At 73.6% G+C, this 23,163-nt stretch carries 26 protein-coding genes; 13 read left to right on the forward strand and 13 right to left on the reverse strand.

Annotation, left to right across the window (positions count from 1 at the left end):
• The 3 genes from nrfD to fdh all read right to left on the reverse strand — a co-directional run.
• Nucleotides 1-352: NrfD/PsrC family molybdoenzyme membrane anchor subunit (gene nrfD, locus ABZS66_RS36825; protein WP_354766001.1), on the reverse strand; the 352-nt coding region annotated here is incomplete at its 3' end.
• Nucleotides 349-1,122, reverse strand: a complete 774-nt coding sequence (locus ABZS66_RS36830) for a 4Fe-4S dicluster domain-containing protein (protein WP_354766003.1) — start codon at nt 1,120-1,122, stop codon at nt 349-351. The genes ABZS66_RS36830 and nrfD, both read right to left, overlap by 4 nt.
• The gene (fdh, locus tag ABZS66_RS36835) at nt 1,119-4,298 is read right to left on the reverse strand and encodes a formate dehydrogenase (RefSeq protein WP_354766005.1); all 3,180 of its coding nucleotides are present in this window, start codon (nt 4,296-4,298) and stop codon (nt 1,119-1,121) included. Before fdh ends, ABZS66_RS36830 begins: the two co-directional genes overlap by 4 nt.
• 28 nt (nt 4,299-4,326) lie before the next feature.
• Between fdh and ABZS66_RS36840 the strand changes: the two genes are divergently transcribed.
• Both ABZS66_RS36840 and ABZS66_RS36845 read left to right on the forward strand, forming a co-directional pair.
• Complete coding sequence (locus tag ABZS66_RS36840) at nt 4,327-4,818, forward strand: YfcE family phosphodiesterase (protein ID WP_354766007.1); 492 nt, start codon at nt 4,327-4,329, stop codon at nt 4,816-4,818.
• A 189-nt stretch (nt 4,819-5,007) separates the two neighbouring features.
• Nucleotides 5,008-5,469 (forward strand): hypothetical protein, encoded by a 462-nt coding sequence (locus tag ABZS66_RS36845; protein ID WP_354766009.1) that lies wholly within the window; start codon nt 5,008-5,010, stop codon nt 5,467-5,469.
• Here the strand turns inward: ABZS66_RS36845 and ABZS66_RS36850 are convergent.
• On the reverse strand, nt 5,466-6,314 hold the full coding sequence (locus ABZS66_RS36850) for a polysaccharide deacetylase family protein (protein WP_354766011.1): 849 nt from the start codon (nt 6,312-6,314) through the stop codon (nt 5,466-5,468). The two genes, ABZS66_RS36845 and ABZS66_RS36850, sit on opposite strands and share 4 nt — an antisense overlap.
• 83 nt (nt 6,315-6,397) lie before the next feature.
• On the opposite strand from ABZS66_RS36850, the gene ABZS66_RS36855 reads away from it, so the two are divergent.
• Both ABZS66_RS36855 and ABZS66_RS36860 read left to right on the forward strand, forming a co-directional pair.
• Nucleotides 6,398-6,844 (forward strand): AraC family transcriptional regulator, encoded by a 447-nt coding sequence (locus ABZS66_RS36855; protein ID WP_354766013.1) that lies wholly within the window; start codon nt 6,398-6,400, stop codon nt 6,842-6,844.
• A 10-nt stretch (nt 6,845-6,854) separates the two neighbouring features.
• Nucleotides 6,855-7,283, forward strand: a complete 429-nt coding sequence (locus ABZS66_RS36860; protein ID WP_354766015.1) for a VOC family protein — start codon at nt 6,855-6,857, stop codon at nt 7,281-7,283.
• A gap of 1 nt (nt 7,284) precedes the next feature.
• Here ABZS66_RS36860 and ABZS66_RS36865 read toward each other — a convergent pair whose 3' ends face one another.
• Both ABZS66_RS36865 and ABZS66_RS36870 read right to left on the reverse strand, forming a co-directional pair.
• Nucleotides 7,285-8,079, reverse strand: a complete 795-nt coding sequence (locus ABZS66_RS36865; protein WP_354766017.1) for a carbohydrate-binding protein — start codon at nt 8,077-8,079, stop codon at nt 7,285-7,287.
• A gap of 55 nt (nt 8,080-8,134) precedes the next feature.
• The gene (locus ABZS66_RS36870; RefSeq protein WP_354766019.1) at nt 8,135-8,983 is read right to left on the reverse strand and encodes an AraC family transcriptional regulator; all 849 of its coding nucleotides are present in this window, start codon (nt 8,981-8,983) and stop codon (nt 8,135-8,137) included.
• A 203-nt stretch (nt 8,984-9,186) separates the two neighbouring features.
• Between ABZS66_RS36870 and ABZS66_RS36875 the strand changes: the two genes are divergently transcribed.
• A complete protein-coding gene (locus tag ABZS66_RS36875; protein ID WP_354766021.1) occupies nt 9,187-9,630 on the forward strand; it encodes a Rieske (2Fe-2S) protein in 444 nt (147 codons plus the stop codon).
• A gap of 19 nt (nt 9,631-9,649) precedes the next feature.
• Here the strand turns inward: ABZS66_RS36875 and ABZS66_RS36880 are convergent, their stop codons facing one another.
• Together ABZS66_RS36880 and ligD are read right to left on the reverse strand one after the other, a co-directional pair.
• Nucleotides 9,650-10,225, reverse strand: a complete 576-nt coding sequence (locus ABZS66_RS36880; protein WP_354766023.1) for a GrpB family protein — start codon at nt 10,223-10,225, stop codon at nt 9,650-9,652.
• Entirely contained in the window at nt 10,222-11,172 is a 951-nt protein-coding gene (gene ligD / locus ABZS66_RS36885) for a non-homologous end-joining DNA ligase (RefSeq protein WP_354766025.1), read from the reverse strand. Before ligD ends, ABZS66_RS36880 begins: the two co-directional genes overlap by 4 nt.
• A 77-nt stretch (nt 11,173-11,249) precedes the next feature.
• Here ligD and ABZS66_RS36890 point away from each other — a divergent pair, with 77 nt between their 5' ends.
• Entirely contained in the window at nt 11,250-11,531 is a 282-nt protein-coding gene (locus ABZS66_RS36890; RefSeq protein WP_354766027.1) for a hypothetical protein, read from the forward strand.
• 8 nt (nt 11,532-11,539) lie between these two features.
• Here ABZS66_RS36890 and ABZS66_RS36895 read toward each other — a convergent pair whose 3' ends face one another.
• Nucleotides 11,540-11,665 carry a hypothetical protein gene (locus ABZS66_RS36895; protein WP_354766029.1) on the reverse strand — a complete coding sequence of 42 codons (126 nt, stop codon included), beginning with the start codon at nt 11,663-11,665 and terminating at the stop codon, nt 11,540-11,542.
• A 37-nt stretch (nt 11,666-11,702) separates the two neighbouring features.
• Between ABZS66_RS36895 and ABZS66_RS36900 the strand changes: the two genes are divergently transcribed.
• Nucleotides 11,703-12,281 carry a TetR/AcrR family transcriptional regulator gene (locus tag ABZS66_RS36900; RefSeq protein ID WP_354766031.1) on the forward strand — a complete coding sequence of 193 codons (579 nt, stop codon included), beginning with the start codon at nt 11,703-11,705 and terminating at the stop codon, nt 12,279-12,281.
• A 142-nt stretch (nt 12,282-12,423) separates the two neighbouring features.
• Here ABZS66_RS36900 and ABZS66_RS36905 read toward each other — a convergent pair whose 3' ends face one another.
• Nucleotides 12,424-13,326, reverse strand: coding sequence for an NAD(P)/FAD-dependent oxidoreductase (locus ABZS66_RS36905; protein ID WP_354766033.1), 903 nt, complete (start codon nt 13,324-13,326; stop codon nt 12,424-12,426).
• Between the two features lie 59 nt (nt 13,327-13,385).
• Between ABZS66_RS36905 and ABZS66_RS36910 the strand changes: the two genes are divergently transcribed.
• Nucleotides 13,386-13,955 carry an XRE family transcriptional regulator gene (locus tag ABZS66_RS36910; RefSeq protein ID WP_354766035.1) on the forward strand — a complete coding sequence of 190 codons (570 nt, stop codon included), beginning with the start codon at nt 13,386-13,388 and terminating at the stop codon, nt 13,953-13,955.
• Between the two features lie 212 nt (nt 13,956-14,167).
• Here ABZS66_RS36910 and ABZS66_RS36915 read toward each other — a convergent pair whose 3' ends face one another.
• From ABZS66_RS36915 to ABZS66_RS36925, 3 genes are read right to left on the reverse strand one after another with little or no spacing between them, the layout of a single operon-like run.
• Nucleotides 14,168-15,217 carry a helix-turn-helix domain-containing protein gene (locus ABZS66_RS36915; protein ID WP_354766037.1) on the reverse strand — a complete coding sequence of 350 codons (1,050 nt, stop codon included), beginning with the start codon at nt 15,215-15,217 and terminating at the stop codon, nt 14,168-14,170.
• A gap of 19 nt (nt 15,218-15,236) precedes the next feature.
• Nucleotides 15,237-16,364, reverse strand: a complete 1,128-nt coding sequence (locus tag ABZS66_RS36920; RefSeq protein WP_354766039.1) for a M20/M25/M40 family metallo-hydrolase — start codon at nt 16,362-16,364, stop codon at nt 15,237-15,239.
• Nucleotides 16,361-17,401 (reverse strand): pyridoxal-phosphate dependent enzyme, encoded by a 1,041-nt coding sequence (locus ABZS66_RS36925; protein ID WP_354766041.1) that lies wholly within the window; start codon nt 17,399-17,401, stop codon nt 16,361-16,363. The genes ABZS66_RS36920 and ABZS66_RS36925 overlap by 4 nt, the downstream gene beginning before the upstream one ends.
• Before the next feature lie 133 nt (nt 17,402-17,534).
• Here ABZS66_RS36925 and ABZS66_RS36930 point away from each other — a divergent pair, with 133 nt between their 5' ends.
• The 5 genes from ABZS66_RS36930 to ABZS66_RS36950 all read left to right on the forward strand — a co-directional run bounded on the left by ABZS66_RS36930 (nt 17,535) and on the right by ABZS66_RS36950 (nt 23,083).
• The gene (locus ABZS66_RS36930; RefSeq protein WP_354766043.1) at nt 17,535-18,431 is read left to right on the forward strand and encodes an ABC transporter ATP-binding protein; all 897 of its coding nucleotides are present in this window, start codon (nt 17,535-17,537) and stop codon (nt 18,429-18,431) included.
• Nucleotides 18,428-19,177: a hypothetical protein gene (locus tag ABZS66_RS36935; RefSeq protein WP_354766045.1), complete on the forward strand. Its 750-nt coding sequence runs from the start codon at nt 18,428-18,430 to the stop codon at nt 19,175-19,177. The genes ABZS66_RS36930 and ABZS66_RS36935 overlap by 4 nt, the downstream gene beginning before the upstream one ends.
• A gap of 230 nt (nt 19,178-19,407) precedes the next feature.
• Nucleotides 19,408-20,853, forward strand: coding sequence for a histidine kinase (locus ABZS66_RS36940; protein ID WP_354766047.1), 1,446 nt, complete (start codon nt 19,408-19,410; stop codon nt 20,851-20,853).
• Nucleotides 20,850-21,533: a response regulator transcription factor gene (locus tag ABZS66_RS36945; protein ID WP_354766049.1), complete on the forward strand. Its 684-nt coding sequence runs from the start codon at nt 20,850-20,852 to the stop codon at nt 21,531-21,533. The genes ABZS66_RS36940 and ABZS66_RS36945 overlap by 4 nt, the downstream gene beginning before the upstream one ends.
• A 29-nt stretch (nt 21,534-21,562) precedes the next feature.
• Nucleotides 21,563-23,083, forward strand: coding sequence for an MDR family MFS transporter (locus ABZS66_RS36950; RefSeq protein WP_354766051.1), 1,521 nt, complete (start codon nt 21,563-21,565; stop codon nt 23,081-23,083).
• Nucleotides 23,084-23,163 lie beyond the last annotated feature (80 nt).

Here is a 23,163-nt window from a genome sequence, read left to right on the forward strand (position 1 = left end):
ACCGGCTGCGCGGGCGCAGTTCAGCGGCCGCGGCCAGGCCGGCGGCGCCGCCGAACGCGGTGAGCAGCCAGGTGCCGACCGACATCGGCGACGTCGGCTTGGCCACCCGCAGCATGTGGTGGAACCGCTCGGGCCGGCCGAGGTCGTTGACCAGGAAGTACGTGCTGGCGCCGAGCGCGGCGACGGCCGCCGCCCGGGCCGCGCGCCGGGTCACCGGGCGGCCGGTCAGGTCGGCGCCGGCGGCGAGCAGGGCGCTGCCGGCCGCCAGCCCGCCGGTGAAGAGGTACGCCGGGATGTCGTGCTTCCAGACGGGCACCTTGAGGATCGGTCGGCCGTAGTACGAGTCAGTCATCGGCGCCTTCCGAAGAACGACACGACGACCGCGGCGGCCATCGTCAACGCGGCCAGGCCCGCGTGCTTCCACATGTCGGGCAGGTCGCGCGTGGTGGCGACCGGTGCGGGCGGCAGGCCGTACACCTCCGGCTCGTCGAGCAGCAGGAAGAACGCCCCCTGCCCGCCCACGCCGTCGCCGGGGTCGTGGCCGTAGAGGCGGGCCCGCGGGTCGTCGAGCGCCTCGAGCCGGGCCGCGGCCCGTTCGCGCAGCTCGTCGAGCGGCCCGAACTGGATCGACTCGGTCGGGCAGGCCGTCGCGCAGGCCGGGCGCAGGCCCGCGCCGAGCCGGTCGTAGCACATCGTGCACTTCCAGGCCCGGCCGTCGCCCTCGCGGCGGCCGATCACGCCGTACGGGCAGGCGCTGATGCAGTAGCCGCAGCCGTTGCAGATGTCGGCCTGCACGACGACCGTGTCGAACTCGGTGCGCAGCAGCGACCCGGTCGGGCACACGTCGAGGCAGGCGGCGTGGGTGCAGTGCTTGCACACGTCGGAGGCCATCAGCCAGCGCATCTCGCCGCCCGGCCCGTCTGCGCCGTCCGGGGCGGGCTGCTCGATGAACGCGACGTGCCGCCACGAGTTGGCGTCGAGCTGGCCGGTGTTGTCGAACGACATGCCGAGCAGGTCGAGGCCGTCGGCCGGGATCGCGTTCCACTCTTTGCAGGCGACCTCGCACGCCTTGCAGCCGATGCACACGCTGGTGTCGGTGAAGAAGCCCACGCGGTCGGTCATGACGAGGCCCGCCGCACGTAGTCCTCGACCAGGGCCCGCAGGGCCGGGCCGCGGGGGCGCCGGCCCGGCCGGATGTCGCAGGTGCCCACCTTGCTCTCCTGGATCAGCACGTTGGGGTCGAGGGTGATGCCGATGAGGTCGTTCGCCGAGTCGCCGGTGGTCAGGCCGGAGCCGCCCCAGTGGTACGGCAGCCAGATCTGGTGCATCGGGCGACCCTCGACGCGCAGCGGGCGCAGCCGCTGGGTGACCAGCACGCGGGCCTCGACGCAGGCCCGGCCGGTGACGACGTGGGCCCAGCCGAGGTGCTCCAGGCCCCGCTCGGCGGCGAGGGCCGGGGACACCTCGACGAACATCGCCGGCTGGAGCTCGGCGAGGTAGTCGAGGGTGCGGCTCATCCCGCCGGCGGTGTGGTGCTCGGTGAGCCGGCTGGTGGTGAACACGTACGGGAAGACGGCGCTCCCGGCCGGGTTCACCGGGTTGTCGGGCCGCTTGTACTGCTTGCGGGCCGGGTTGTTCTGCTGCCGGTACAGCGGGTTGGTGACCGGCGACTCGACCGGCTCGTAGTGGGTCGGCAGCGGCCCGTCGACCAGCCCGGTCGGCACGTACAGCCACCCCTTCCCGTCGCCCTGCATGACGAACGGGTCATCCCCGGCGATCGCGGCCGACCCGGTGGCACCCCGCGGCGGACGGTACGTCGGCGGCTTGGTCAGCTCGAAGTCCGGCACGTCGGGCCCGGTCCACTCGCCCCGCTCCGGGTCCCAGTACACGTACCGCTTCCGTTCGCTCCACGGGCGGCCCTCGGGGTCGGCCGAGGCGCGGTTGTACAGCATCCGCCGGTTCGCCGGCCACGCCCAGCCCCACTCGGGCGCGACGCTGCTCTGCTCGGTGCGGGGCTTGCGGCGGGCCGCCTGGTTGACACCGCCGGCGTAGACACCGGAGTAGATCCAGCAGCCGCAGGCGGTGGACCCGTCGTCGCGCAGGGCGGCGAAGCCCGGCAGCGGATCGCCGCCGGCCACGTCGAAACCGTTGATCTCCCGCAGTACCGCCTCGGCCGAGGGCTCGGCGTGTGCCCCCTCCACCGGGTAGTCCCAGGTCAGGTCGGCGACGGCGCGGTCGCGCGGCAGCGCCGACCCGGCGAGGCGCTGCTTGACGAGGCGGCCGAGGTGGTAGAAGAACCACAGCTCGGAGCGGCAGTCACCCGGCGGCTCGACGGCCTTCTCCCGCCACTGCAGCAGCCGCTGGGTCTGGGTGAACGTGCCCTCCTTCTCCACGTGGGAGGCGGCGGGCAGGAAGAACACCTCGGTCGCGCACTCCTCGGGCACGATCTCGCCGGTCTCGACCTCGGGGGAGTCCTTCCAGAACGTCGCCGACTCGATCATGTAGAGGTCGCGGACGACGAGCCAGTCGAGCTTGGCCATGCCGAGCCGCTGCGCCCGGCCGTGCGCCGAGCCGACCGCCGGGTTCTGCCCGAGCAGGAAGTAGCCCTTGACCTTCCCGTCGATCATGTCGAGCACGGTCCGGTAGGTGCCGTGGTCGCCGGTCAGCCGGGGCAGGTGTCCGTAGCACCAGTCGTTCTCGGCAGTCGCGGCGTCCCCGAAGTACGCCTTGAGCAGGCTCACTGCGAACGCCCGCGCGTTGCCCCAGAAGCCCTTCTGCCCCGGGTGGCGCATCGCGTCGACCCACTGCGCGAACGTCTCGTGCCGCTCGTGGTGCGGCATCAGCAGGTACCCCGGCAGCAGGTTGAACAGCGTCGGGATGTCGGTGGAGCCCTGGATGCTGGCGTGGCCGCGCAGCGCCATGATGCCCCCGCCGGGGCGGCCCATGTTGCCCAGGAGCAGCTGGATGATCGCGCCGGTGCGGATGTACTGCGCCCCGACCGAGTGCTGGGTCCAGCCGACCGAGTACACCAGGGCGGTCGTGCGCTCGCGGCCCGAGTTGCGCGTCCACGCCGCGCAGACCTTGGCGAACTGCTCCGGCGGGACCCCGCACGTCTCCTCGACCATCTCCGGTGTGTACCGCGCGAAGTGCCGCTTCAGGATCTGGTACACGCAGCGGGGGTGCTGCAGGGTCTCGTCGCGCCGGGTCTGCGCCGGGACCGGCGGGCCGTGCGACTCGTGCTGCATCGCCGCGGCGGTCTCCCGGTGCGCGTGGGTGTGCTCGTGCTGCCGGTGGCCCTCGTAGTGCCAGCTCGTCGAGTCGTAGGCGCCGGTCTCCGGGTCGAAGCCGGAGAACAGCCCGTCGAGGTCCTCGGTGTCGCGGAAGTCCTCGCCCACGATCGTGGCCGCGTTCGTGTACGCGACGACGTACTCGCGGAAGTCGAGCTCGTTGCTCAGGATGTGGTTGACCACACCACCGAGGAACGCGATGTCCGACCCGGCCCGGATCGGCACGAACATGTCGGCGACGGCGCTCGTGCGGGTGAACCGGGGGTCGACGTGGATGACCGTCGCACCCCGGTTCTTGGCCTCCATCACCCACTGGAAGCCGACCGGGTGCGCCTCGGCCATGTTCGAGCCCTGGATCACGATGCAGTCAGCGTTCGCCAGGTCCTGCTGGAACCCCGTGGCGCCGCCGCGACCGAAGCTGGTCCCCAGACCGGGGACGGTGGCGGAGTGTCAAATGCGCGCCTGGTTCTCGATCTGCAGGGCGCCGACCGCCGTGAACAGCTTCTTGATGAGGTAGTTCTCCTCGTTGTCGAGCGTCGCCCCGCCGAGGCTCGCGAAGCCGAGCGTGCGGTTGAGCGGCCGCCCGTCGTCGTCGCGCTCCTGCCAGGTCTCCGCCCTGGCCTCGAGCACGCGGTCGGCGATCATCTCGAGGGCGACGTCGAGGTCGAGGTCCTCCCACTCGGTGCCGTACGGCCGGCGGTAGCGCACCTTCGTCTGCCGCAGCGGGCTGGTCACCAGGCTCTTGCTCGCCGAGCCCTTGGGGCACAGCCGGCCGCGCGAGATCGGGCTGTCGGGGTCTCCCTCGATCTGGGTGACCTTGCCGTCCTTGACGAACACCCGCTGCCCGCACCCGACGGCGCAGTAGGGGCACACGGACCGGGCCACGGAGTCGGCCTGCGCGGTGCGCGCGACCAGCGCGTCGGTGCCCGCGGACCGCACCGCCTCACCGCGCCCGGTCGGGTCGGCGCCGGTCAGCTGCCGGTAGACCGGCCAGCGCCGCAGCCACTCCATGGCCCCGACTCTACTAGGCTGGGTCGGCGTGCGTTTGCTGCTCCTGTCCGACACCCACGCCCCGCGCTTCACGTTCCCGTCCGTGCTGTGGCCGCACGTGGCGGCGGCCGACGTGGTGGTGCACGCCGGGGACTGGATGACGGTGTCCCTGCTCGACGAGCTGTCGTCCCGCGCCCGCCGCCTCATCGGCGTGTACGGCAACAACGACGGCCCCGACCTGCGCGCCCGCCTCCCGCTCGTGGCCACGGCGACGCTGTCGGGCGTCCGCCTGGCGGTGGTCCACGAGACCGGCCCGGCGGCGGGCCGCGAGGCCCGCTGCGCGACCCGCTTCCCCGACACGGACGTGCTGGTCTTCGGCCACTCACACATTCCGTGGGACACGGTCGCCCCGACCGGGCTACGCCTGCTCAACCCGGGCTCCCCGACGGACCGCCGCCGCCAGCCCCACGCAACCTTCATGACCGCGACGGTGTCGGCCGGCGCCCTGACGCAGGTGGACCTCCACAACGTCCCCCGCTGACCCCGAAAGCGCGGGCGGATCGACCGGCGGCGTCCATGATCCAGGGAAAGATGTGGTTGCTATGGCAGCCAGATCTTTCCCTTGATCATGGGAGTCGGCCCTAGCTGCCGCGGTATGGCCGGGAATCGAGGGGGCAAAAGGGGTGAATCGGGCTGGCGGTGCGGACTGTGCGGTGGGAGGATGCCGCGCGTGGAGATTCTGCCTGGGGTTGGTGTCGCCGGGGTCGGGCTCGGCGACTCGCGTGCGGACGTGGAGCGGCGGATCGGGGTGCCGGTGCACAAGCGGCGCTCGAGCAAGGAGGTGTACGACACCGAGCCGCAGCTCGTCGTGCACTACCTGCCGGACGACACCGTCGAGCTGGTCGAGATCGGGTACACCGGCGACGGCGGCCGGGAGGTGTTCTTCGACGGGGTCCAGCTGACCTACCGGTTCCTCGACGACGTCGCCGCCGACCTCGCCGCCAAGGGGTATCAGGCGCACCCGATCGACATCGGCTACCGGTTCGAGGCCGGGTTCGCCGTGTGGTCGATGGCGTCGCGGCACGCGCAGGACCTCGACCCGGACGCCGACGACGAGGACGAACGCCTGGTCAGCGAGGGCGTGTCAGTGGCGCCCTTCGACTACTTCCATGAGGAGGACGACGAGGACTAGGTCGTGCAGGGCAGCGCCTCCAGCTTGTACCGCTGCAGCAGCCACGGCAGCAGCCGCTGGTAGACGACGATCGTGTCCGGCTGGCCGTTGTCGTGGGACAGCACGATCGAGCCCGGGCGGACGTGGCGCTGGACGTCGTGCACCACCCGGGCGATGTGCGCCTGGGAGCCGGCGTCCGGCTTGTGGTTCCAGTCCTGCGGGTCGACGTCCCAGTAGATCGACTCCATGCCGAGCGACCTGGCCTTGGCGACCAGGTCCGGCGTGAAGTTGCCGCCCGGCGCCCGGAAGTAGCGGATCGGCACGTCGGGGCCGACCGCCGCGTGGATCATCTCGTTGGTGTGCCGGAGATCCCAGTCGATGTACCCCGGCTCCCGCTTGGCCAGGTTCAGCAGGTGCTGCCAGGAGTGGTTGCACAGCGTGTGGCCGTCGGCGGCGATCTGGCGCACCAGCTCCGGATGGTCGCGCACCCGGAAGCCGACCATGCAGAACGTCGCCTTCACGTGGTGCTCCCGCAGTACCTGGAGGATCCGCGGGGTGTTGATCGGATCGGGGCCGTCGTCGAAGGTCAGCGCGACGGCCGCGGTACCGGTGAGGGTGAGCGAGCCGGCGGCGCCCTTGCCGGCGGCGCCACCGGACGACAGCGGCAGCGCGGGCGGCGACGACGGTGGTGGTGGTGCGGGGGACGACGGCGGGGCCGCGGACGGGCTCCGCGACGCCGCGGCCGCCGGGGTGACCGACAGCCCCGGAGGCGGGGGCTGCCGGCGCGCGCCGGACGCGCCGAGCAGGACCAGCACGGCCACGACCACCGAGGCGGCCGCGAGCTGGCGGGTCTGGCGTTCGGTCACAGGGCACACCCTTTCGTCGATCCGCCGGGCCACGCTAGCGGAGATCTCCCCGCTGGCGAAACTGGCGGTCGTAGAGTGTGCGCGTGACCAGGCAGGTGCCCGTGGCGCTGCTCGCGCACCTGCGGCGGGCCCGCGACCACATCGACCGCAACTACCAGACGCAGCTCGACCTCGACCAGGTTGCCGCCGTGGCGGCGGTTTCGAAGTACCACTTCGTCCGCAGCTTCGAGGCGGCCTACGGCGAGACGCCGATGCGCTACCTGACCCGCCGCCGGATCGAGCGGGCCCAGGACCTGCTGCGCTCGGCCAACCTCACCGTCACCGAGATCTGCATGCAGGTCGGCTTCACCAGCCTCGGCTCGTTCTCGACCCGCTTCACCCGGCTGGTGGGGGAGAGCCCGGTGGCGTACCGCGACCGGTGGGCGCGGCAGGGCGCCGCGCACGTGCCGGGCTGCTGGCTGTTCATGTGCGGGGTGCTGCGGGCCCCGGAGCGCAATTCTGAAGAAGCGCGGGCAGACCACGCACCGTAACCTCGGGCCCGTGATTACGAACATCTCGCTCGTCACCGTGTACTGCCTCGACCAGGACGCCACCCGCGACTTCTACGTCGACGTCCTCGGCTTCACCCCCGGTACCGACGTCACCATGGGTGAGGGGTTCCGCTGGGTGACCCTGCGCCACCCCAGCCAGCCCGAGCTCGAGGTGACCCTGATGACGCCCGGCCCGCCCCTCGATGAGGACGCCGCTGCGTTCGTGCGCCGGCAGCTGGAGAAGGGGTCGATGGGCGGGCTCGGCCTCAGCGTCGACGACTGCCGCAAGACCTTCGAGGAGCTCAGCGCCAAGGGCGTCACGTTCCTGCAGGAGCCCGCCGACCGGCCGTACGGGGTGGAGGCCGTGATGCGCGACAACACCGGCAACTGGCTGGTGCTCGTCGAGTCGCGGGCCTTCACCCCGGACGACTTCAAGTAGGTCAGACGCGCTGCCAGAGCGCGGGGACGTTCGGCGGCTCCCAGCCGGTCAGCGACGTGTGGGCCTGCCGGCACCGGTAGGTCACGCCGCCGTACGTCACCTGCGCGCCGACCGCGTAGGCGCGCCCGGGCGCCCAGGTCCCGCCGGGCGTCGACGGGGGCGTCGACGGCGGGGTGGTCGGCGGGGTGGTGGTCGGCGGGACGCCCGGCACGTCCAGGACGAAGTCGAACGACGCCTGCCCCGGGCGGACCGTCATCAGCAGGGCCGGGTCGTACAGCGTGTCGGTCGTGTTGCGCGGCTCGCCGGGGAAGTACAGCTGCGTGGTCAGGATCGGCCGGCTCGGGGCCTGGACCTTGACGTGGATGTGCCGCGTCCGCCCGGGGTACAGGCCGGGGACGATCGTCGTGAGCCGGTAGGCGCCGCTCGCGTCGGTGAACTGGTGGCCGCGCAGCCGGAAGCCCACGTTGTCGTAGGCGCCGTTGGTGTCGGCCTGCCAGAAGTCCAGCAGCGCGCCGGCGATGGGCTGGCATGCGGTACCGAAGACGTAGCCGCTGACGGTGAGCGCCGTGCCCGGCAGGCCGGTGGCGATCGCCGTGCGCAGCGGGGAGTTGGGCTTGAAGTAGGGCCCCTCGATCTGGGGCGGCGTCTCGTCGTCGCCGTCGTCACACATCGGTGTGGGATTCAACGGTACCGAGGACGCGGCGGGAACGGCGGCGAGCAGGAGCGGCGCCGGTGCCGCGACGAGCGCGGCGCGGAGCAGTTGCTTGCGGGTCAAGCCGTGCGGCTGCGGGGTCATGCGGCCTCCAAGGAAGGTGCGGGGGTCTCCCGGACGCCGACCGTACGACCCGCGATCAGTCCCGGTCGATGGACGCAGCACCGCTGTCGTGGTGCATTCCGCGGTACCGGCCCGGCGTCACGCCGACCTCTCGGCGGAAGAAGCGGCAGAAGTACGCCGGGTCGGCGAAGCCCACAGCGCGGGCCACCTGCGCGACGGTGAGCGTCGTGCGGGCGAGCAGCCGCCGGGCCTCCAGCGCCTGCGCGCGGCGGATCAGCCGGCCGGGCGGCTCGCCGGTCGACGCCTTCACCGCCTCGGTGAGGTGGCCGGGCGACACCCCGAGCCGGGCCGCGAACGCCCGCACGGTGGGGTCGCCGAGGGCTGGGCGGGCCAGCAGCCGGCCGAAGTCCGCGGCGATCCTTGCCGCGGCTGTGCTACCCCGGGATCCCCCGTCGGCACCGCCGAGCCGCCGGGCCTGCAGCACGAGGACGTGCAGCAGCGCCGGCAGCACCTCGGCGAACCCGTCGGGCCGCAGGTGGTACTCCTCGGTCATCGTGGCCAGCAGCGCCTCGAACCGGCGGGCCTGCGCGGGGCCGGGCCGCAGGGCGGCCGGTGCGGGCAGGGTGCGGGCGGCGTCCGGGTAGGCGTCGTCGGTGAACACGAGCACCCACCCGTCCACGCCGTCGGCGTCCTGCCAGTGGTGCACCTGCCCGGGCCGCACGACGAACAGCTGCGGCGGGCGCAGCGGGTGCGCCTCGAGGTCGACCACGTGCGTGCCGGTGCCGCGGGTGAGGTACACGATCTCGTGGAACGCGTGCCGGTGCGGGAACGCGGCACGCGCCATCGGCCCGAACCAGTCGAACGACCCGATCGCGAACGCGAGCGGCGCGGGGTCGGGCACCTCCAACTCATGGCGGGGAAACACTGGACACCTTTCGTTAAGTTTCCTTACAGTATTGCGGACATGCACGCCGGTCAATGCGGAACTTTCACCGGCGGTACGCGGCCGGGCCCGGTTACCGGCCGGTTTCGTTGCGGCGGCGGCGCAGCCGTCCGCATGCTCGGGTCCCTCGCAACCACAACCTCGGCAACCTCGGCAACCTCGGTAACGGAGGCACTGTGGACACTGTGGACGATCGACCGATGTGGTGCCCCGACCGGCGTGCGCTGCTCGCGGGCCTCGGCGTGACGGGCTTCCTGGCGGCGTGCTCCGCGGCGCCGGCGGCCACGCCGCCCGCGGCTTCGCAACCGGCTTCGCAACCGGCTTCGGAACCGGCTTCGGATGCGGCCGCACCCGCGCTCGCCGACGTGGCGGCCGTCCCGGTCGGCGGCGGCACCGTCGTGGGCGGCGTGCTCGTGGTGCAGCCGGAGGCGGGCGTGTACAAGGCGTTCGACGCGGCCTGCCCGCACAACGGGGTCAAGGTCACGGCCCCGGAGCAGGGGGTGGCGACCTGCCCGGCGCACAAGTCGACGTTCGCGATCAAGGACGGCGCGCGGCTCAGCGGCCCGGCGACGCGCGGCCTCACCGAGATCCCGGTGCAGGTGCGCGACGGAAGGATTCTGCGCGCCTGAACAGGGGCCGCGGGGGGCCTCAGGCTGTGGGTCCGGCCGGTGACCAGCCGGTCGTCTCGGCCCACTCCTCGGCGGCGACGATGATCAGGTCGACGACCGGGTCCTTGACGTCGGTGTAGATGTCGGAGTCGTCGACGGCGTCGGCGAGCGCGGTCTTGAACGCCCCGTACGCGGGCACGGCCGCCGGGTGGGCCCGGAACCAGTCGCGGAACAGCAGGGCGAGCCGCTCGTTCGCCGAGCCGGCCAGCCGGACGTGCAGGTTGACCGGCTCGGCGCCGGCGCGGTTCCAGTACCGCTTGCGCCACGCGTCGGGGGAGTCGGTCCGCCCGGCCGGCACGTGGTCGTGCTCGTACGGCCGGCGCGTGAAGCCCAGCCCGGCCAGCGGCGGGTCGAACGCGGTGGTGGCCGCCTCCAGGTCCGCCACGCTGACCTGGAGGTCGAACACCGGCTTCGCGGCCATGCCCGGGATCGCGGTGCTGCCGATGTGCTCGACCCGCAGCGCGAGCGGGCCGAGCGCGGTGCGGAGCCCGGCAGCGAGCTCGGCGGCGCGGTGGCGCCAGGCGTCCTCGGGGGCGGCGAGGAAGACCGCGGTCACGACTGCGCCGCCCGCTTGCGCCGCCGGCCCTCGTGCATCGCCGCCACCCGCGGGATCGGCAGGGTGCGGCCCTCCGTGACCAGGTCGTCGGGGAGGCGCTGCGGCGCCGGCATCCGCTCGGCCCAGGGGTCGGCGTCGCCGAGCAGCGCCGCCGCGTTGTGTACGGTGAAGTCGGCCGGCCGCACGTCGTCGAGCGCGTCCCAGGACAGCGGGAACGAGACGGGGACGCCGGGGCGCAGGCGCGGGCTGTACGCGGCGACCACGGTCGCGCCGCCGGCCCGGGTCGGGTCGAGGAACACCTTGCCGTGCCGGTCCTCGCGGATGAACGCGGTCGTGGCCAGGTCCGGGTCGAGCCGTTCGGCCCGCGCCGCGACCGCCCGGGTCGCCGCGGCGACGTCGTCGATCGGCCAGTGGTCGTCGATCGGCACGAACACGTGCAGCCCCTTGGCGCCGCTGGTCTTCACCGCACCCTCGAGGCCGGCCTCGGTGAGCACCGTGCGGACCAGCCGCGCGGCGGCGACGGCGGTGCCGAACGCGTCGCCCTCGGGCGGGTCGAGGTCGAGCACCAGGTGCGTGGTGTGGGTCCAGTCCGGGGTGCGCACGAGGGTCGGGTGGTACTCCACCGCCCGCTGGTTGCCGAACCACAGCAGCGTGCGGCGGTCGTTGCACAGGGCGTAGGCCACCTCGCGTTGCGAGGACTCGGCCCACATCCGCACCGTGCGCACCCAGTCCGGCGTGTACTTGGGGACGTTCTTCTGCATGAACTTGTCCTGGCCGCGCATGATGCGCACGACCGACAGCGGCCGGTCGTACAGCACCCGGATCAGGCGCTCTTGGACCGCGTCGAGATAGTCGACCAGGTCGCGCTTCGACGCCCCGGCCCCCTCGAACAGCGGCTGGTCCAGGTTGGTGAGGGCGACCCCGTCGCGCTCCTCGGACGTGCTCACCGTGCCACCGTACCTTCGCGTGATCGGACTCTCTACGATCGTGGAGCCCGGCCCACCCCCGTGAGGAGCGAACCACCATGCCCGCAGGCGTCACCATCACCACGCACGACGTCGCACACCTCTCCGGCTGCGACCCGCGGACCGCGCTGGTGGTGAAGGACGGCTCGAAGTTCTGGCGCACGGAGCCCGACGGCGTCGCCGTGGGCACGGTCCTGGCCGACGGCGCCGTGGTGGTGCTCAGCCACGCCGAGCTGGTCGACAGCACGGCCGACGACGACTGGACCGGCGAGGGCTGGTCCCGCGAGCTGCGCCCGGAGGCGGCGGCCCGGGTCGCGGAGAAGCTCAACGCACAGTCCTGAAAGGACGGTCAGCCGCCGCCGGGGAACGCCGCCACCGTCTGGATGAGGGTGATGCGGCGCTCTGAGAGGGCGTGGTCCGTGTCGGGGGTGACGTGCTGCAGCCGGGGGTTGCCCGCGTAGTTCGATTGCGTCACGGTGGCAGGTGATCGAACCGTTCGGTACCATATCCGCATGCCGGTGGCGAAGGGCTCAGCACTCGATCCCGAGCGGACCAGGGCCGACATCCTGGCCAAGGCCACCGGCCTGTTCTACGAGCGGGGCCTCGACGGGATCGGCGTGGCCGAGCTGTGCCAGGCCGTGGGGGCGTCCAAGGAGACGCTGTACCGCCACTTCGGCTCGAAGGAGGGCCTGGTCCGGGCGGTCCTGGAGCGGCGCAGCGACCGGGTGACGACGTGGCTGCGCGCGGCTGCGGAGGCGGCCGGCGACGACCCGTACGCGCAGCTCGACGCCGTGTTCGACGCGCTCGGCGGCTGGCACGCGGAGCCCGGCTTCCGCGGCTGCGCGATCCTCAACGCGGCGGCCCAGCACCACCAGGACCCGCCGCGGGCGGTCGCGGCGCGCCACCTCGACCGGCGTCTGGACCTGCTCACCGGCATCGCCGGGCGGGCCGGGGTCGCGGACCCGGTGGAGACGGGGCGGCAGCTGCTGATCCTGGTCGCGGGCGCGACGACGGTGGCCGACCACCACGTCGACCGCGGTGCCGCGGAGTCCGCGAAGCGCGCCGCGCGTTCTCTGCTGCGGGCCGGCTGACGTTTTCGCCGTTCCGGCCCCCTCCGGCGCCGAGGCTGACAACCTAGTTTCCTAGGATGCCTTGCACGGTGAGGCGTGCGACACCCGGTCGTTCGGCGCCGGCCGAGGGGCCTCCCTGGCGCGGGAAGCCCCTCGATGGGTGCTACTCGGACTGGATCAGGTCGGCGTTGATGGCGGCGGCCGCCTTCAGACCGGCGCCCGCGGCCACGATCACCTGCGCCATCAGGTCGCTCACGTTGCCGGCCACCCAGATGCCGGGGACGTCGGTGGCGCCCATCGGGTCGGCGGCGATGTACGTGCCGATCACCTCGCCCGCGACCTCCATCGGCGTCGGCTTCAGGCCCAGCCGCTCCAGGAATGCGGCCCGGGCGGTCATCCGGGACTGCACGACCACCGCCGCGCGGGAGACCAGCTCGCCCGAGGCCAGCCGCACGCCCTCGTCCTCGACCGCGGCCACCCGGCCCGTGACGATCCGGACGCCGCGGGCCTCCAGCCGCGCCGCCTCGTCCGGCGCCGGGAGCGGGCGCTCGTGCAGGAACAGCGTCACGTCGCCGGTCCACTGCCCCCACATGAGCGCGCCGTGGACGGCGAGGGGGCTGGTGGCGATGATGCCGACGGGCTGGTCGCGGACCTCCCAGCCGTGGCAGTACGGGCAGTGCAGCACCGTGCGTCCCCACCGCTCGGCGACGCCGGGGATCGCGGGGAGCTCGTCCACCAGGCCGGTCGTGACCAGCAGGCGGCGCGCCTCCACGCTCGACCCGTCGTCGAGCGTGAGCCGGAAGGCGCCGTCGTCGAGCCGGTCGGCGTCGGTGACGGTGCCGGTCAGGAAGCTTCCGCCGTACCGTTGAATCTCGGAACGACCGATCGAGAGCAGCTCGCCCGGTGGGGTGTGCTCGCGGCCGAGGTAGTTGTGCACGTTGCCGGCCGGTGCGTTGCGGGGCTGGCCGGCGTCGACGACCAGGGGTTCGCGGCGGGCGCGGGCGAGGGTGAGCGCGCCGCTCAGCCCGGCCGCGCCGCCGCCGATGATGACCACGTCGTGTCTCATGGCGCCGACTGTGCGCGCGGTGGTGGGCAACCGGCAAAGGTTCTTGCCAGAATGGCGAAATGGACCAGGTGGGGGCGCGGCTGCGGGCGCTGCGTGGGGAGACGACGCTCGCCGAGCTGTCGGCGGAGACGGGGATCTCGGTGAGCACGCTGTCGCGCTTGGAGCTCGGGCAGCGCAAGCCGACCCTGGAGCTGCTCCTGCCGCTCGCGCGGGTGCACCGGGTGACGCTGGACGACCTGGTCGGCGCGCCGCCGACGGGCGACCCGCGGGTGCACGCGCGCCCGGTGGTACGCGGCGGCGTGACGTACATGCCACTGAGCCGCCGCCCAGGCGGCGTCCAGGCGTTCAAGCTGATTTATCCGCCCGGCACGCCGGCCGGCGACTGCACGCCGAGGGTGCACGAGGGGTACGAGTGGCTGTACGTGCTGGCCGGCCGGTTGCGGCTGGTGCTGGGCGAGCACGACGTGGTGCTGGGGGAGGGCGAGGTCGCGGAGTTCGACACGCACGTGCCGCACTGGTTCGGCAACCCGGGCCCGGGCACGACGGAGGTGCTGAGCCTGTTCGGGCCGCAGGGGGAGCGGCTGCACGTACGGGCCCGCCCGAAGCGCGCAGCTGCCGAGTCGCCTTAGCCCTTGTCCGGTGTCGGGCCTTGTCCCGTTTCGGGCCTTGTCCCGCCTCTGTCCCCCCTCTGTCCCCCCTCTGTCCCCCCTCTGTCCCCCCTCTGTCCCCCCTCGGGCCCTGCCTCGCCTCGGCCCGCCCCGCCTCGGGCCTGCTCGCCTCGGCTCTGCCCTATGTCCTCCCCCGTCATGCGGGCCGGCGACGGGCCCGGATTCCGGCAGGACTAGTCGGCGACCGAGCCGCAAGCGCCCCAGCCGTCGGACCGCGCCACAATCCGGCCGTCCTGCACCCGCAGCGCCGTCTCGGTCGTGTCGCTCAGCGCGTCGAGCCCGGCGCCCCGGGCCAGGATGCCCTGGTCGTCGACGACGACGTGCAGCGCGGGCCGGTGCTTCGCGGGCACCGTACGGCGCAGGTGGTTGCGCAGCTCGGCGAGCGACAGCCGGGCCAGCGGCGCGAGCTCGGCGGGCTGGGCGGTGACGACGGCGAGGGTCGTCTCGTGGCCGGCCCGCAGCGCATCCTCGACGTGGGACAGGCGGTGCATGCCGAGGATCGCGACGACGCCGTCGTGCGGGGCGAGCGGCCCGGTGCCGAGGTGGTCCACGGCGGCCGGCATCCACCACTTCTGTGCCGGGTCCGGCCGCTGCACCGGCGCGCCGTCCAGCGGGATCGGCCGACGGTTGCGCTGGTCGAGGTCGAGGTCGGCGAGGGCCTGGCAGGCGCGGACGGTGTCGAACGGGTCGCCGAACCCGGGCGCGGCGGCCGCCAGCTGTGCGGTGCCGTGCAGCAGGGTCAGCGCGGCCTGGGCGAGGCGGACCAGGCCGCTGCGGCCGCCGGCGTCGTCGAGGCGCTCGAACGCGAGCCCGAGCACCACCGCGTCGAGGAGCTTGAGCTGCGCGAACGGCAGGCGGGTGAGCTGGTCGGCGGCGACCTCGGCCATGAGCTCGAGGCCGAGCAGCGAGGCGTCGGTGCGGGTGGTGAGCGGCAGGCGGGCGACCCATTCGCGGGCCAGGTTGCCCAGGGCGTCGCGGACCGTGCCGGCGCTCGCGTCGCCCTGGGCCGGGACGGCGGCGGCGTCGGCGGCGAGCACCTCGAAGTACAGCGCGCGTTTGCCGGGAAAGTTGGAGTACACCGCGCCGCGGGTGAGCTCCGCGCGGTCGGCGATGGCGTCGATGCGGGCCTCGCGGTAGCCGTGTTCGGCGAACTCGAGGCGGGCGGCGTCGACGATCCGGGCGCGGTTGCGTTCCTGCTGGTCGCTGCGGCTGAGGCGGGGCACGCCCCGCAGGATACCCTCATCATCTGGATGACGTGAACATGCGGATGGTGTCGGTCAGGATCGCCGTCGTCCGGTGCAGCGAGTCGAGCGTCACCCACTCGGTGGCGGCGTGGGCCCCGCCGCCGTCGACGCCGAACAGCACCGCCGGGATGCCGGCCGCCTCGAGCAGCGCGCAGTCGGTCCAGAACGGCTCGCCCCGCTCGGTCGGCGGCCGGCCCAGGTGGGCGGTGGCCGCCGCGCGCAGATCGGCCACGATCGTGGAGTCGCCGGCCCGGAACGGCTGCCGTTCGAAGGTGATCACCAGCTCGTACCCGTGTTCGGTGGTCGCGTCGAGCACGGCCCGCAGCTCCCGCTCGACCGTGGCCGCGTCCTCGCCGGGGACCGTGCGACGCTCCAGCCCGATCGTGCACCGGGCCGGGTAGCTCGACAGCTCCTCGCCGCCGGAGATCAGCGACGCGTGGATGTTGCCGGTGCCGAGCAGCGGCTGCGGCGGCCGCGCGGCGAGGGCCCGCTGCAGCTCGTCGAGGCCGGTGAGGAACCGGCCGGCCTTCGCGATGGCGTCGATGCCGAGGTCGGGGCGGGAGCCGTGGGCGGCCCGGCCGTGGATGGTGACCTCGGCCCACACGAACCCGCGGTGCGCGACGACGAGGTCGAGGCCGCTGGGCTCGGCGACGATCGCGCCGTCGGCCCGGAACCGGGTGAGGACCTCCTCGGTGCCCGCGCTCGCATACTCCTCGTCGGCGACCAGCGCGACCAGGATGTCGCCGGCGTGGGACTGCTGCGCGACGGCCGCCGCCGCGCACATCATGGCCGCGAGCCCGGACTTCATGTCATACGCCCCTCGCCCGAACAGGCTGCCGTCGCGTTCGTCCGCGACCAGCGGCGCGCCGTCGAACCCGGCGAGCGTGACCGTGTCCAGGTGCCCGTTGAGCATGATCGACCTTCCGCCGCCGGCACCCCGGGCAACCCCCACGATCGACGGTCGCCCCGCCCGCCGTTCCAGGCGGTGGCACTCGAACCCGCGGGCGGCGAGCCACCCGGCGGTGAAGTCGGCGACGGCGGTCTCGCCGGCGCCGCCGGCGACGAGGTCGGGGTTGGTGGAGTCGATCGCGATCAGCTGGCGGGTGAGCTCGACGACGCCGGTCACGGCTGGTCCTCCTCGTCCTCGTCGCCCGGGATCGGGTTGGCGGCCAGGCCCTCGGTGCTGATCAGCAGCACCGTGGCCGCCGGTCCGAGGTCCCGGCACAGGATGCGCGCCGCGGCGAGCGCGGCGGCGCCGCACGGCCCGGCGTCGACGCCTTGACGCCGCAGGTCGTGGACCGCCCGGACGGCCTCCGCGTCGGTCACGGTGACGGCCAGGTCGAGACCCTGCGACAGGTACGGCCAGGCGTTCGCCGACGGCGTGCCGCAGTTGAGGCCGGTCATCACGGTGTCCCGCGTGGGTGCGCTGGTGAGCGCGCCGGCGGCCAGGGACGTGACGATCGCCGGAGCGTTGTCGGGTTCGACGGTCGCCACGAGCGGGCCGGCCCCTGGCCCGGTGCGGGAGCGGTAGTGGCGGACGGCGGCCTGGGCGAGCGAGCCGACGCCGGCCGGGACGACGACCAGGTCCGGCGGCGGCTGGTCGGCGAGCTCCTCGAACAGCGTCGAGTAGCCGTCGGCGATCCACTGCGGCACGTCCGTGTATCCGGGCCAGGCGGTGTCCTGGATGAGCAGGCCGTCCGGCCCGAGCCGCTCCGCGTGGGCCGCGGCGGCTGTGACGACGCCGTCGTAGGGCAGGTCGAGCTCGAAGAGCCGGGCGCCCTCGCCGGTGATCGCCGTCTTGGCCGCGCCGGTCAGGGATCGGGGCACGAAGATGTCGGCGGGCAGCCCGCGCTGCCGTGCGACGTGTGCGACGGCCCGGCCGTGGTTGCCGTCGGTCGCGGCGACCAGCCGCGGCCGCCCGCTGCGGCCGGCGAGGGCCCGGTCGATCGCATAGGAGGCGCCGAGAATCTTGAACGACGGCAGGCCGAGCCGGGCCGACTCGTCCTTCACCAGGACCCGGCCCACGCCCAGCTCGGCGGCGAGGTTGGGCAGGTCGTGGACGGGCGTCGGCGCGTAGCCGGGCCGGGCCCGGTGGAACTCGGCGGGACGGTCGCCCAGAGGCTCGGCCCGCCAGTTCCTGGCGTGAAGGTTGCGGTGGATCACGTGCTCCATCTTGCTTCGCCGCCGGGCCGTTGTCGTCGGACCTGGGTACGTCCGACCGTGGTAGGACCCGGGCCCCGCAGGTCGAGACCACGGTCTGACGACACCGGCCCTGCACCGCCGTAGCGTCGTCGGCATGATCGAGGTACACGAGCTGCGCAAACGCTACGGCGACCGGCTCGCCGTCGACGGGCTCTCCTTCACCGTGCGGCCCGGGCAGGTCACCGGCTTCCTCGGGCCCAACGGCGCCGGCAAGTCCACGACGCTGCGGATGATCGTCGGGCTCGACCATCCCACCGGCGGCACCGCGACCGTCAACGGCCGGCGGTATCGGGACCATCCCGACCCGCTGCGGCAGGCCGGCGCCCTGCTGGAGGCCAGGTCCGTCCACAGGGGACGCACGGCGCGCAGCCATCTGCTGGCGCTCGCGCAGACCCACGGCATCGGCCGGCGCCGGGTCGACGAGGTGCTCGCCCTCGTCGGCCTCGACACGGCGGCCGGGCGGCGGGCCGGCGGGTTCTCGCTCGGCATGGGCCAGCGGCTCGGCATCGCCGCCGCGCTGCTCGGCGACCCGGCCGTCGTCATCCTCGACGAGCCGGTCAACGGCCTCGACCCCGACGGTGTGCTGTGGGTGCGCACGCTCCTGCAGGACCTGGCCGCCGAGGGCCGCACCGTGCTCGTGTCCAGCCACCTCATGAGCGAGATGGCGCTGACCGCCGAGCATCTCGTCATCATCGGCCGGGGCCGGCTGCTCGCCGACACCACCGTCGCCGAGCTCATCGACCGGGTCGCCGTCGGCACCGTCCTGGTGCGTTCCCCGCGGGCAGGCGAGCTGCGCGACGCCCTCTGCGCGGCCGGCGCCGCCGTGACGACCACCGAGGCGGGCGTGCTGCAGGTCGCCCGGGCCGACGCGACGGTGATCGGTGAGCTCGCCGCCCGGCAGGGGATCCCGTTGTACGAGCTGACGCCGCGCCGTGCATCGCTCGAGGAGGCCTACATGGACCTGACGAAGGAGGCGGTGGAGTACCGATGAGGATCACGTTCCCGCGTGTCCTGCGCTCCGAGTGGACGAAGCTCGTGTCGCTGCGCTCGACCTGGTGGACCCTGGCACCGCTCGCGGTGCTGGTGGTGGCGCTGGCCGGCGTCATCGGCAACGGCATCCACCGCTCCGGCGGCGAGCTCACCCACGCCTCGGCCGTCTCGGCGGCGTTCCTGCCGGTGGACTTCGCCGTGCTGGTCCTGGGCGTGTTCGGGGTGCTGCAGATGACCGGTGAGTATGGCACCGGTTCGATCCGCTCGACCCTGACGGCGGTGCCGCGCCGCTGGCCCGTGGTCGCGGCCAAGGCCCTGGTCCAGGCGTCCCTGACGTTACCGGTGTCGGTGCTGACCTGCGCGGCCGCGTACGTCGCCTGTCAGGCGTTCCTCGGCGAGCCGTTCGCGCTGCGGCCGGTCCTGGGCGCCGCCGGCAGCCTGGTCCTCATGGGCCTGCTCGGCCTGGCGGTGGGCGCCCTGCTGCGGCACACGGCCGCGGCGGTGACGACGCTGGTGGCCGGCCTGTTCGTGGTGCCGGCCCTGCTCGGCCCGGCCCTGCCGGGCAACCGTGAGGAGGACGTGCTGCGGTGGGTACCGGCCGTGGCCGGCCAGGCCATGTACAGCGTCGACGGCACCGGCGCCCCGTTCAAGATGTTCTCCCCGCTGACGTCAACCCTGGTCCTGACCGCCTGGGCGGTGCTCCTGCTGGCAGGCGGCGCCCTCGTCCTGCACCGCCGCGACGCCTAACCTGACCGTGATGACCGACCACAGGCCGCCCCGTCGCCCGACCGGTGCGGGGCGGCTCCGGGCCGCCGCCGTGCGGATCGCGCGCGACGCAGCGGGGCTGCGGTGGGGGCGGGCCGTGCGGGCGGCTTCGGGAGGGGCGTCGTGCGGATCGCGGGCGAAGCGGTCGGACGGAGGTGGGGCGGGTCGTGCGGGCTGCGGATGGGTTGCGCGGGCGGCTCCGAGCTGACGCCGTGCGGACCGTGCGCGACACCGCGGGGCTGGGGTGGGCGCGCGTCGTGCGCGACACGGCGGGGCTGCGGTTGGCGCTGGTCGTACGGGCTGCGGGCGGGCTTCGCGGGCGGCTCTGGGTGGATGCCGTGCTGGCCGCGGTCATCGCCGCCGTCAACGCGCCGGTGGCGTTGCGTGGGGCCTCCGTCGCGGCCGTGGTGTGCTACCTCGTGGTGCACGTGCCGTTGGTCTGGCGGCGGGCGGCGCCGGTGGCGGTGTGCTGGACGGTGTTCGCGCTGGCCGTGCTCAGCGCGCTCGCCGTCGGGGTCCGGGTCGAAGGGTTGTACCCGGAGATGGTGGTCGCCGTGGCCGTGTACACGGTCGCGCGGTACGCGACCCGGCGGCACCTGGTCGCCGTGGTGGCGACCGTCGAACTGCCGGCGGTGGTGGCGTTCGTCATTAACGGTCCACAGTGGACGACGTTCGGGTTCGTCACCGCCGTGCTCGCCGCGACGGCGCTCGCCGGGACGGTGGTGCGGATCCGCAGCGCGTACCTGCTCGAGCTCGTCGAGCGGGCCCGCCGCCTCGAGCGCGAGCGCGACCAGCGCGCCGAGCTTGCCGCCGCCGCCGAGCGGGCCCGAATCGCCCGGGACATGCATGACATCGTCGCCCACAACCTGACCGTCATGGTGGCGCTCGCCGACGGGGCCGCCCTGACCGCCGGCGCCCACCCGGACCGGGCCGCCGCCGCCATGGCCCAGGTGTCGGCGACCGGCCGCCAGGCCCTGTCCGAGATGCGCCGCGCCCTCGGCGTCCTGCGCGACCCGCCGGCCACCGGGAACCCAGAAAGCGCGCCACCCGCGCCGGCGAGGGAGCCGCGGCCGGGTGGCGCGCCGGTCCGGGAGCCGGAGATGCGGTCGGGTGGCGGGCCTGTCCCGGAACGGGGAGCGAGGGCTGGTGGCTGGTGGGTCCCTGAGCCGGGCGCGAGGGCTGGTGGCTGGCCGGGCTCGGAGCCGGGCGCAAGGCCGGAAGCGGGACGCGGGCCGGTCCGCGGGCCGAACCCGGGGCTCGGCGACCTCGACGCGCTCCTTGCCGGGGTGCGGGCGGCCGGTGTCGAGGTGCGGTTGACCGTCGACGGCGGGCCGCAGGAGTGGCCGGCCGGGGCGGAGCTTGCGGTGTACCGGATCGTCCAGGAGGCGTTGACCAACACCATGAAGCACGCCGGGTCCGGTGCCAGCGCCCACGTCCGGCTGCGTTACGGTCCGGGCGAAGCCGAGATCGAGATCCTCGACGTCGGGCGTCCGGTGGGACCTGCCGCCGCCTCCGCGGACGGGCGCGGCATCGTCGGGATGACCGAGCGTGCGGCCGCGTACGGCGGGACGCTGGAGGCCGGGCCGCGGGCCGACGGGCCCGGATGGCGGGTGTGGGCCAGGTTACGGCCCGTGGCAGCCGGGGGAGGGGCCACGTGAGCGAGCGGATCAGGGTGTTGCTCGTCGACGACCAGGCGTTGCTGCGGCTCGGGTTCTCCATGGTGCTGTCCACGCAGGCCGACCTCGACGTGGTCGGGGAGGCCGGGGACGGGGAGCAGGCCGTGGCGATGGCCTCGGCGCTGCGGCCCGACGTGGTGCTCATGGACGTGCGCATGCCCGTCACCGATGGGATCGAGGCCACGCGGCGGATCGTCGGGGCCGGGTCGGCGGCGCGGGTGCTGGTGCTCACGACGTTCGACCTCGACGAGTATGTGTATGCGGCGTTGCGGGCCGGGGCCAGCGGGTTCCTGCTCAAGGACGTGCCGCCCGCCGACCTCGTCAGCGGGATCCGGGCCGTCGCCGCCGGTGACGCCGTCGTCGCGCCCAGTGTCACCCGGCGGCTCATCGAGACGTTCGCCCCGCACCTGCCCGGGGGTGCGCCGGTCGATGCGTCGCTGCTCGACCGGCTCACCGAGCGGGAGCGGGAGGTGTTCGTCGCCGTGGCCCGGGGGCGGACCAACCAGGAGATCGCCGAGGAGCTCGCCGTGTCGGAGGCGACCGTCAAGACGCACGTCGGACGGCTCCTGGCGAAACTCGGTGCGCGGGACCGGGTGCAGATCGTGGTCATCGCGTACGAGCACGGTGTCGTGCGACCGGGAGAGCGGCTGGGAGATCAGTGAGCGGAAAAGATCAGACGTAAGGTGTCACCATGACCCAAGCCCCTGTCGCGGCGGAGCGGCGCGTCGGTCTGCGGTCGGAGCGCGGGCCCGTGCTGGCCTCGGTGATGCTGACCACCAGCCTGGTCGCGCTCGACAGCACGATCATCGCCACCGCCGTGCCGTCGGTCGTGCGGGACCTCGGCGGCTTCGCGCACTTCCCCTGGCTCTTCTCGGTCTACCTGCTCACCGCGGCCGTGACCACGCCGCTGTACGGCAAGCTCGCCGACATGCTCGGCCGGCGGCCGGTGATGTTCTTCGGCATCGCCGTGTTCCTCGCCGGCTCGGTGCTGTGCGGCGCGGCCTGGAGCATGCTGACGCTCATCGTCGCGCGGGCCGTGCAGGGCATCGGCGCGGGCGCGATCCAGCCGATGAGCATGACGATCATCGGCGACCTGTACACCGTGGAGGAGCGGGCCCGGGTGCAGGGTTACGTCGCCGGGGTGTGGGGCGTGTCGTCCGTCGTCGGGCCGACCCTGGGTGGCGTCTTCTCGGAGTACCTCTCCTGGCGCTGGATCTTCTTCGTCAACCTCCCGCTCGGGCTCGCCGCCGCCTGGATGCTGGCCCGGCACCTCAAGGAGCGGGTCGAGCGGCGCCGCCACCGCATCGACTACCTCGGCGCGGGCCTGCTCGTCGGCGGGTGCAGCCTGCTGATTCTCGGCACCCTGGAGGGCGGGGTGACGTGGGCCTGGGCGTCGGCGCCGAGCATCGCCGTGTTCGCCGCCGGGGTGCTGCTCATCGCCGCGTTCGTGGTCGTCGAGCGGCGGGCCGCCGAGCCGGTGCTGCCGCTGTGGGTGTTCCGCCACCGGACCCTGGTCGGCGGCAACCTCGCCGCCGTCATCGTCGGCGGGCTGCTCATCGGCCTGAGCTCGTACGTGCCGAACTTCGCCCAGGGGGTGCTCGGCGCGAGCGCGGTCGTGGCCGGGTTCGTGGTGGCGGCGATGACGTTCGGCTGGCCGATCGCGGCCACCCTGTCCGGGCACATCTACTTACGCATCGGCTTCCGCAACACCGCGCTGGTGGGGGCCGTCGTCATCGTCATCGGTACCGTCATGTGCGCGCTGCTGGGCCGGCACACCTCGATCGGGCTGGTCGCCGCCGCCTGCTTCGTCATCGGGCTCGGCCTCGGGTTCACCTCCAGCCCGTCGCTCGTGGCGGTGCAGTCGGTGGTCGGCTGGGAGCGTCGCGGCGTGGTCACCGCCACCAACATGTTCAGCCGGTCGATCGGCAGCGCCGTCGGGGCGGCCGTGTTCGGCGCGATCGCGAACACCACGCTGGAGCGCCGCTTCGCCGCCGCGCCGCCCGAGATCCGGCCGGAGCTGGCCGGGGGCAGCGACGCGACGAGCCTGGTGCTCAAGGCCGGGCACGCGACGGGGGCGGTCGCCGACTACGTGCGGGCCAGCCTGTACGCGGCGACCCACCACGTGTTCATCGGGCTCGCCGTCGTCGGGGCGTTCGCGGTCGTCGCGCTGCTGCTCATGCCCCGCCACACCGAACAACTGCCGGCCGAATGATGCGCCGAGGCGGATAGCGGAACGGACCGGAAACGCGGAACGGACAGGGATGAGGGGCGGACAGGGATGAGGGCTCGACG

It is taken from the genome of Dactylosporangium sp. NPDC005572 (assembly GCF_040605515.1).
In the GTDB taxonomy this organism is placed as follows: domain Bacteria; phylum Actinomycetota; class Actinomycetes; order Mycobacteriales; family Micromonosporaceae; genus Dactylosporangium.

Excerpts from the sequence above, each read along its gene's own strand:
- ABZS66_RS36830 (WP_354766003.1), bottom strand. The coding sequence starts at position 1,122 with ATGACCGACCGCGTGGGCTTCTTCACCGACACCAGCGTGTGCATCGGC.
- ABZS66_RS36865 (WP_354766017.1), bottom strand. The coding sequence starts at position 8,079 with ATGACCCCGCAGCCGCACGGCTTGACCCGCAAGCAACTGCTCCGCGCC.
- ABZS66_RS36890 (WP_354766027.1), top strand. The coding sequence starts at position 11,250 with ATGCCCGCAGGCGTCACCATCACCACGCACGACGTCGCACACCTCTCC.
- ABZS66_RS36900 (WP_354766031.1), top strand. The coding sequence starts at position 11,703 with ATGCCGGTGGCGAAGGGCTCAGCACTCGATCCCGAGCGGACCAGGGCC.
- ABZS66_RS36905 (WP_354766033.1), bottom strand. The coding sequence starts at position 13,326 with ATGAGACACGACGTGGTCATCATCGGCGGCGGCGCGGCCGGGCTGAGC.
- ABZS66_RS36910 (WP_354766035.1), top strand. The coding sequence starts at position 13,386 with ATGGACCAGGTGGGGGCGCGGCTGCGGGCGCTGCGTGGGGAGACGACG.
- ABZS66_RS36930 (WP_354766043.1), top strand. The coding sequence starts at position 17,535 with ATGATCGAGGTACACGAGCTGCGCAAACGCTACGGCGACCGGCTCGCC.
- ABZS66_RS36935 (WP_354766045.1), top strand. The coding sequence starts at position 18,428 with ATGAGGATCACGTTCCCGCGTGTCCTGCGCTCCGAGTGGACGAAGCTC.
- ABZS66_RS36950 (WP_354766051.1), top strand. The coding sequence starts at position 21,563 with ATGACCCAAGCCCCTGTCGCGGCGGAGCGGCGCGTCGGTCTGCGGTCG.